The organism is Sinanaerobacter chloroacetimidivorans, assembly GCF_018128545.1.
Lineage (GTDB): Bacteria > Bacillota > Clostridia > Peptostreptococcales > Anaerovoracaceae > Sinanaerobacter > Sinanaerobacter chloroacetimidivorans.
Window position 1 is genome coordinate 68,535 of sequence record NZ_JAGSND010000020.1, and the last position, 8,607, is coordinate 77,141.

The window sequence follows — 8,607 nt, forward strand, 5'->3', positions numbered from 1 at the left end:
TTTGGTTTTATAAAACTGAAGGGCGCTTTTTTTATTTCAGAAAGGAGATAATCAATGTCAGAAAAGGAAAAGGTGATGACTGTGACACTGATGCGGTCGGACCTGTACGACGCGCCCGCATACTCCGGCGCATATCTGAAACTCCCCGCAAGCCGGGACGAAATACAGGACGCACTACATCGTGCAAGAGTCACAGATGATCAGCCATATCAGGTTGTGGAGTGCTTCAATATGCAGGGAGAGGAACTGAGTTTTATTCCAGAAAATCCTCCTCTTGCTGAGCTGAACTTCCTTGCATACCGTATAAGTGAGTTGAGCGAGCATGACCGCATCGCCTTCACCGGCTGTGCGTTAGTGGGCGAGGGCAATCTGGCAATGCATGACCTGATCAACCAAACATACAATCTTGGTGATGCTCATGCAGTACCTGCTAAAAATGATCGGGAACTCGGCAAATTCTATGTCGACAATGATTTTATAGATGCGGTCAATCATGTACCTCCAGAATATCAGCAGGAGCTTCTGGACTTGCTGGACTATGAAAAAATCGGTCGTGCGCGTCAGGAAGCGGAAGGTGGTATCTTTCACAACGATTTTTATGTAGTAAATGGCTCTGGGAGTTGGGAAACAGTTTATGATGGTATCCACTTGCCGGAGCAATCTTTCCTGGAGAACTATGTCTTTGAACTCCTGGTATGTGATGGTACATTTTATCCGTCGGATATTGACGAATGTACAATACTTAAACTGCCCGCTACACCGGATGAGATATCGGAAGTATTAAAGGAACAGGGCATTAAAAATTTTGATGGATGCGTGGTGTATACCAATAAAAGCTCTGTCCCCAAATTAAATGGTGTGTTTGGTGACTATGAGGACATCGAAAAAATAAAGCTGCTGGCAGAAAAGATTTATGAACTCCGCTGCCAAGGTCAGGAAGCGAAGTTCAAAGCAGCTCTTGAGCTGATGGACTGTACCGATATCGACCTGGCCCTTGATATTACACAGAACATGGATTGCTTTGATTTTTATCCGGAGCTGTCCTCCCCTGAAGATTACGCCAGGCAGGAATTCCTGAAACGATATCACATCCCGGAAGATGATCCAATGCTCAAGCACATTCATTTCTCCCGATGCGATTCTGATCTGATGAAGGAAGCAAATATTTGCGCTACGCCCTATGGCATAATCCGGCTGGGCAACCGGGAGATGACTCTGGAATATTCAAGTCCCGCACTTGGTCAGCAGATGCTGTAACCCACAACAAAGATAATAGAACGAAAAGGCGCTGTCTTATAAAAAAAGGCAGCGCCTTTTTTGTTTTCCGAGAAAGGAGCTGAATCATGAACTATGATATAACCCCAGAACAAAAGACAGGCGCGGGAGTGACCGGCCCGCCAAAAAAGTACGTCGTGCCGCCGCCAAAAGATCCCTCCCGCTGCGAGGGCTGTCCCTATCCCGGCGTTGGATTTATCTGCTGGAGCGCAGACGGCTCCTGTATGAAAACCGATATGGAGAAAATTAACCTCCGAAGCAAAGGCAGGTGATCAAAATGAACAGCATCATCAGCTGGGTGGGCGGCAAGAAAGCACTGCGGGAGATGATCTATCAGCGGATGCCAAAGGAGTTCGGACGGTACATTGAAGTCTTCGGCGGCGGAGGCTGGGTGCTGTTTGGTAAGCCACCCGATACTGCCATGGAGGTCTACAACGATTTTAATTCCGACCTGGCAAACCTGTTCCGCTGTGTCCGTGACCGTCCCCTGGCTCTCTTAAAGGAGCTGAACTTCTTTCCTCTCAACGGCCGCGATGAATTCAATGTCCTGAAAAAGTATCTGACGAAGGAGGAGTTCACAAACGAGTATCTGCGGGAGGAACTGGAGATTGCCGAGCAGTATCTCACAGAGCCGCAGTTTGAGGAAATCGAGCCCATCCTCTTGGAATACGCGCAGATGAATGATGTGAAGCGCGCCGCCGCCTTTTACCGGCTCATCCGCTTAAGCTACGGAAGCGGCTGCACCAGCTACGGCTGCCAGCCCTTCGATATCCGCAGAACCTTCCACCTGCTCTGGCAGGGCAGCCGGAGGCTCAAGGATACCATCATTGAAAACAAGGATTTTGAGGATTTGATCAAGCAATACAGCCGGGAGAACGCCTTCATCTACTGCGACCCTCCCTATTACCAGACGGAAGGACACTACGCCGTGGAATTTAAAAAGGAAGATCATACAAGGCTGCGGGATACCCTTGCAGCTTGTCAGGGAAAATGGCTGGTCAGCTACAACGACTGCGAATTTATCCGGGAGCTGTATCAGGGCTTTTGCATCGAGTCAGTCAGCCGCCTCAATAACTTGGCGCAGCGTTACGACAACGGCTGTGAATACGCCGAAGTCCTGATTTCAAATTACGATACCGGCGAGCGTCTGCGGGACATGCCGTCCCAAATGAATCTCTTTGACGCCGACCTGTTTTCGGCAAACAACGATGACCCCACTGAGGGGCTAACTTAAAGGAGGAAATCCCTATGAAAATGATTGAAATGAAATCTGCTGTAGACAACAAAGGCTACCTTATTTTTTCGGAGGAAACCGTAAGCGCAGCCGGGTTAAAGCCCGGTGACGAGGTGTACGTCACCCTCACGGTTTCGGAGGAAGAAAACTATCCGTACCCAATGATTCTTATTATGACAGAACCCTTGGATATCACCATTCACAACGCACAGGAGATGGATGAGGAGGAAGAACCGGAAGAGGAAGATGATCTGACCCTGCCTTATTCCCTGCTGGAAGATGCGAATATCCCTTTGGATAGCGATCTGGACATCATCTGCGGGGACAGAGAAATCAAGATCCGACCCGCCGACCCGCTGGATCGTCTGCCGGATGAACTGCACGGGCTGTTTGACAACCTGGGCATCCACTCCGACACCGTTCGGGAGGTTATGAAAAAGGAGGGTTACTTCGTATGAAAGCAAAGCCTATTTACAAAATCGTAGACGGCAAGGGGCGTGTCCTGATCCCCAAAGAACTCCGATCCTCCTCTGGCATGGACTATGGTGATATTGTCAGGCTGGGCATCAGCCAGGGAACTATCAGCATCAAAAAAGTGGATCTCATCGAGGTGGGTGATCAATCGCCGGAGGCGGTGGAAGCCTTTGTCCATGCCGCTATCCGTGAGATGCCGGAGGGCACACAGATCGCCATCGCTGCACGGCTGCTGGAACTCATCGAGCAGAGAAAGGGGCAGCGTCATGAGTGAAAAAACATTATTTTCTCAGGAGGACTGCTTACAGACCGGATATGACATGCCCATCAGCGGAAAGGTCATTGTCCTGCATCCTTCCGCACTGCCGGAGGACTGCCGGGAGGCAAAACACCAGCTGTACTTTTGCACCGGAGGAAACGGCAGCAATCCTAATCCCATCAGCCGCTCAATCTTTACCGTTTCCCTGGCGGAAGGAGAAAAAATCCGCTGGAACCGGAGTGACGTGTTCGGTATTGCAAAGCCGGAGATCCTGTCCGATCAGGCCAGACTCCAGCTGTCACAGATTCGTCCCGTGGGAGCGCTGGATTTGAAAAACCATGAGCCGCAATACAGCGGCTATTGTTATCTGCCGGACGGACGCTACACCACCGGTGTCTGGCTGTGCAGTGCGCAGGAGGTCAAGGACTACATTGACATGCAGAAGGACTACCAGCACAAGATCATGGTCTGCGACCGGGAGGACTTCTGCATTTTTGAGATGGTGGACGGAAAGCTTATCTACCCGACACAGGAGGCCATGGAATCGTACCGCAGGGAGCAGGAGCAAAGCGGAGGCATGGAACTGAAGCTATGAAACCAATCAGGACTTAAGGCCGGGATCAGATTGCTGATTCCGGCTTTGTCATAGTCAAAATCAAAAAAGAAAGGACTGAAAACCCATGAAACAAAAAGGAAAACGCATTGGCATTCTCGCCCTTGTTCTCCTACTTCTGGTCTGCGGCGGGATCTATACGGCATACCGCCTGCATCCGGAAAATTTCATCCAGAAGGATGAGATCATCACCCGCGGCGAGTTCGCCGCCATTATGGTGCGGGATATCCCGCTGAATACTGCAAACGCAGAGAAAGACCCGCCCAGCTTTCCTGACATTAACGGTCACTGGTCGGAGGCAAGCATTGAAGCCCTAATCGATGCCGGCATTATTGACCCCCTCGACTATCCGGACGGCTTCTTTCCGGATGACCCCATCACCCGCGCCGAGATCATCAAGATGCTCGTGCGGATCAGCGGAAAGGATGAGGAAGCGAAAAACACCCAGGGACACAGCGGCTATGAGGATCAGGACGCGATCAAAGATGGGGACAAAGGATATCTCATCATTGGCCGTGAGGACGGTATCATCGGGGACACAGATGATAATAAGATCCATCCGAATGATCCTGTGACAAAGGGTGAAGCTGACGATCTGATCGATAAGGTCAAGCCGCAAAAGTCCACGCCAACTCAGGTATCTCCTTCACCAGCCCCCGGTACTTCGGACCAGCCGACGACAACTCCCGTAAATCCGGCTCAGCCAACACCCACGCCGGTAAATCCAGCTCAGCCGACACCTGCTCCGACAAATCCGGCTCTGCATACTCCGACACCTACGCCGGATAATCCGGGCAATGGTTCCGGGGGTAGTTCGGGAGGAGGCTCACATTATTACCCGGACGCACAGGTGCGATTTGAACTTCCTGCGACCGCCCATACCGACACGGAAATTCAAGTAATGCCTGTGTGGAAATACATGAGCAACTTCACCTGGTCGTTAACCAAAGCCGCCGTGGACGGCTCCCAGCAGCCTGTGGCACTGGAAGATGCTATCAGCGGTACCCTCGGATTGGAGGGCGGTACCATTGGGTTCAAGGAGGACGGACAGTATACCCTGACCGCCACAGCAAAGAACTCCAGAGGAAAAGAAACCGTACTGTCCAAACAGATCACGGTCTATCCGATAATTGATCTGAGCTTTGATCTGCCGGAAACGACGCACACGGACAAATCGACCATACTTGCCTTTCAGCTGGAAAAGCTCTATGGGCACGACATCGTGTGGATTACTGAGAAGGATGGAGAAGCCGTGCAGCCAGCCGACATCCTGGAAGGTAAACTTGGGAATGAAGGTGGCACCTTTGTGTTCAGGAGCAAGGGCGAATATATGCTGACAGCATCTATCACCGACGAAACCGGCCGTGTCTTTACTCATACGGAAAGCACCAAAGTCTATCCGGTAGCCGGAATTGCCTTTGAACTTCCAGCCGCTTCCCATACAGATACAACACTGGATGTTTCAACAAATCTGACGGAAGCAGACGGACTGACGGTTGACTGGAGCCTGACCAAAAACGGTGAAGCTGCAAAAGAACTTGCCGATGAGCTGGAAGGTGCTTTGACCAATGACGGCGGCAAGATCCGTTTCAGGGATAAGGGCGTGTATATGCTCACGGGAACGCTCACCGATGAAACCGGCAGAACCTTTGAAACCTCCGGGACTATCACCGTCTATCTGGTAGGCTCCGTTGGATTTTATCTGCCTGAGATCACCCATACCGATACGAGTGTTCAGGTAGAGGCATCATTCCAGAATCTTGGAACAGCGGAAATCCAATGGTCGCTGACCAGAAATGGAGAATCCGTTCCCGTTGCCGATTACATGGAGGGGAAACTCACCGACACGGACAGCACCGTCCGTTTCAAAGAAAAGGGCGAATATGTGCTGAAAGCCGCCTTTACTGACCCCGCGGGAAGAAACTACAGCTATACTACGCCGATCAAGGTATATCCCGTTCCCGGCATCACCTACAAGCTACCGGAAACCGCCCATACCGACACCCTCGTCTCCGTGATTCCAGAAACCTTGGAATTAGACGGTTTAAAAGTGGAATGGCTGTTAGAGAACGGCTTTGGATTCCAGGATTTTGCGACTTATGTCGATGGAACTCTGGATAACAGCGGCGGTTCTATCCGATTCAAGCATGCTGGTGCCTATGAGTTGATTGCGAGAATCACCGATGAAATAGGGAGGGTATTCCTGTTCGAAAACGGCGGCAAGATCGAAGTCCTGCCGGTGCTGAACATTTCTTTCGAGCTTCCCGAATCGACCCATACCGACCGTACCGTTGACCTTCGGACCCGCGGTAAAAACAACGTGCTGCCGGTGGAATGGTCGCTTACCAAAGACGGAGAGTCTGTGGAAACTTCCGATGCTTTGGAAGGAAGCCTGAATGCCTACGGCGGTAAAATACAGTTTAAAGATGTCGGGAGCTATATCCTAACGGCCTCCATGACGGATGCGTTGGGCAGAGTGTTCTCCTATAGTGCATCCACTACGGTCTATCCGATCCCGTCAATTTCACTCAGCGTCCAGCAGACCTGGCATGCCGGAGAAGCCGGAACCGTCAGTGTCAGCGGCACGGACTTGGAGAATCTCACCGCGGACTGGACAATCATCCAGGGTGACGGCGGCGCACAACCGTATGACATCTACACTTCCGGCACTCTGACGAAAACAGGCGGCAGCCTGACTTTCCCAGCGAAGGGACAATACGAGCTAATTCTCACCATGACAGACCCCACCGGCCGAACCTTTATCAGGAGCCGGAGTATTACGGTCTATCCCATTCCTTCAATTTCACTCAACGTCCAGCAGACCTGGCACGCCGGAGAAGTCGGAACCGTTAGTGTCAGTGGCACGGATCTGGAGAACCTCACTGCGGACTGGACGGTCATTCAGGGAAGCAGTAGCGCAAAGCCTTATTCTGCCTATGCCTCCGGTACCCTGACCAAAGAGGGCGGCAGCCTGACCTTCCCGTCGAAGGGACAGTACGAGCTTATCCTCACTATGACGGACCCTACGGGCCGAACCTTTACCAGAAGCCAGAGCTTCATGGTTTATCCCATCCCGTCTGTTTCACTCAGCGTCCAGCAGACATGGTATGCCGGAGAAGCCGCAACGGTCGGTGTCAGCGGCACGGACTTGGAGAGCCTTACCGCGGACTGGTCGGTCATTCAGGGAAACGGTAGCGCGAAGCCTTATACTGCTTATGCCTCCGGGACCCTGACCAAAGCAGGGGGCAGTCTGACCTTCCCCTCGAAAGGACAGTATGAACTGATCCTCACTCTGACAGACCCGACCGGCCGAACCTTTGCCAGAAGTCAGAGCTTCACGGTGTACCCCATTCCAACCATGAGCATTGGCGTACCATCGCTGACCTACAGCGGTGAGTCCATGGCGGTCACTGCCTCCGGTACTGAGCTGAGCGGAGCAGCCGCTGACTGGCTCCTTTCAGTGGATGGTGGCGAGGCAAAGCCCTACACGGAATATGCAACCGGCTCCCTCGGAATCAGCGGTGGCACTCTGTGGTTCCATACGGATAAAACCGTTTCCGTGAAGCTGCAGGCAGTGGTCACTGATACCAATGGGCGCAGATTCACTTTCACCTCTAATGCAGGACTGGTCAAGCCCATTGCCAGCTTCCCGTTTACCGTTCCTTCCTCCGCACATATCGGCTCCGGCTTTTACGTTTCTCTGCCGGGAACCTCCGGACTGGAGGGCAGGACTCTTAATTGGTCGCTGACCAAGGGCGGAAGTGCGGCTGGCTACACTGGAAGCCTCACGGGCAGCGGTGGGACCATTGCTATCCAAAGTACCGGAAGCTATGTCCTAACTGCCAGCACTACCGACAGCACCGGAAGAACTTTCACCTATTCGCAGAACATCACCATCACCAACAACGCACCGAATAAACCAACCGGAAGCGCATCGGTAACCCGAACCGCGAAGGATGGCAAACTGTTGGTGAACTTCTCAGCCTATGCCACCGATCCGGACGGTGACACTGTGACCTTGGAATACTCCGGCAACACCTCCGACAGCTACTATGCTGTGGGTGCCCATACAGTGAAGGTCAGGGCAAAAGACGCCTGGGGGCTGTACTCCGACTGGACGGATATCACCTTTACCGTTTCCAATTCCGCTCCATCGACCCCTGTCATCACCCGTACTCCTGACGGCAACAGCATTGCACCAGGCGTAGCTATTACCATCACAGCCGCAAGCACCGACCCCGATGGAGATGCCATCACTTATATTTGGGAAGGCCGTCCGGCACAAACCAGCACTGCCTATCCATTGGGCAAAAATGTGGTTCGCGTGAAGGCAGTGGACTCTACCGGCGCTGAATCTCCATGGACAGCTATTGTGTTCTTCGTTGCCGACCCCAATCGAGGCGGCGGCATGACGCTCACCGGGCCAGAGTCAGTAATCCTGGAACAGGGCATTGCGGGTGCGACCATAACCAATTACACCTTTACGGTTCCGCCTGTTTCCGGGCACTCAGGACAGGACTTTGGTCGTGTCCGCGGCTATAACATATTGACGGGCCAATGGGATCAGCTGGATTACGGCACAACGACCAACGGCATCACCTTCAGCCGCAGCCTGTCGCCCGGACTCTACAGCCAATTGGAGTTTTATTACTACACAAACCATGATTGCATGTACGTGCGTCCGCAAGGACTCTATAGTATCGCTCGTGTGTGAGCATTAGATTAAAGAGAAATCTAATTGGTCAGCCGACT

7 protein-coding genes are annotated in these 8,607 nt (G+C 52.3%); all 7 read left to right on the plus strand.

Annotated elements, in window-relative coordinates; genetic code table 11:
- Positions 1-54 precede the first annotated feature (54 nt).
- The 7 genes from KCX82_RS19855 (at position 55) to KCX82_RS19885 (ending at position 8,569) form a co-directional block, all read left to right on the plus strand.
- Positions 55-1,257 (plus strand): antirestriction protein ArdA, encoded by a 1,203-nt coding sequence (locus KCX82_RS19855; protein WP_014315031.1) that lies wholly within the window; start codon positions 55-57, stop codon positions 1,255-1,257.
- Positions 1,258-1,343: 86 nt separating this feature from the next.
- Positions 1,344-1,547, plus strand: a complete 204-nt coding sequence (locus KCX82_RS19860; RefSeq protein WP_014315030.1) for a hypothetical protein — start codon at positions 1,344-1,346, stop codon at positions 1,545-1,547.
- Positions 1,548-1,552: 5 nt separating this feature from the next.
- Positions 1,553-2,509 (plus strand): DNA adenine methylase, encoded by a 957-nt coding sequence (locus tag KCX82_RS19865; RefSeq protein ID WP_014315029.1) that lies wholly within the window; start codon positions 1,553-1,555, stop codon positions 2,507-2,509.
- 14 nt (positions 2,510-2,523) lie between these two features.
- Positions 2,524-2,967 (plus strand): hypothetical protein, encoded by a 444-nt coding sequence (locus KCX82_RS19870; protein WP_014315028.1) that lies wholly within the window; start codon positions 2,524-2,526, stop codon positions 2,965-2,967.
- Positions 2,964-3,257, plus strand: a complete 294-nt coding sequence (locus tag KCX82_RS19875; protein WP_014315027.1) for an AbrB family transcriptional regulator — start codon at positions 2,964-2,966, stop codon at positions 3,255-3,257. Before KCX82_RS19870 ends, KCX82_RS19875 begins: the two co-directional genes overlap by 4 nt.
- Positions 3,250-3,837 (plus strand): hypothetical protein, encoded by a 588-nt coding sequence (locus tag KCX82_RS19880; protein ID WP_014315026.1) that lies wholly within the window; start codon positions 3,250-3,252, stop codon positions 3,835-3,837. Before KCX82_RS19875 ends, KCX82_RS19880 begins: the two co-directional genes overlap by 8 nt.
- An 85-nt stretch (positions 3,838-3,922) precedes the next feature.
- Complete coding sequence (locus KCX82_RS19885) at positions 3,923-8,569, plus strand: S-layer homology domain-containing protein (protein WP_227020221.1); 4,647 nt, start codon at positions 3,923-3,925, stop codon at positions 8,567-8,569.
- Positions 8,570-8,607 lie beyond the last annotated feature (38 nt).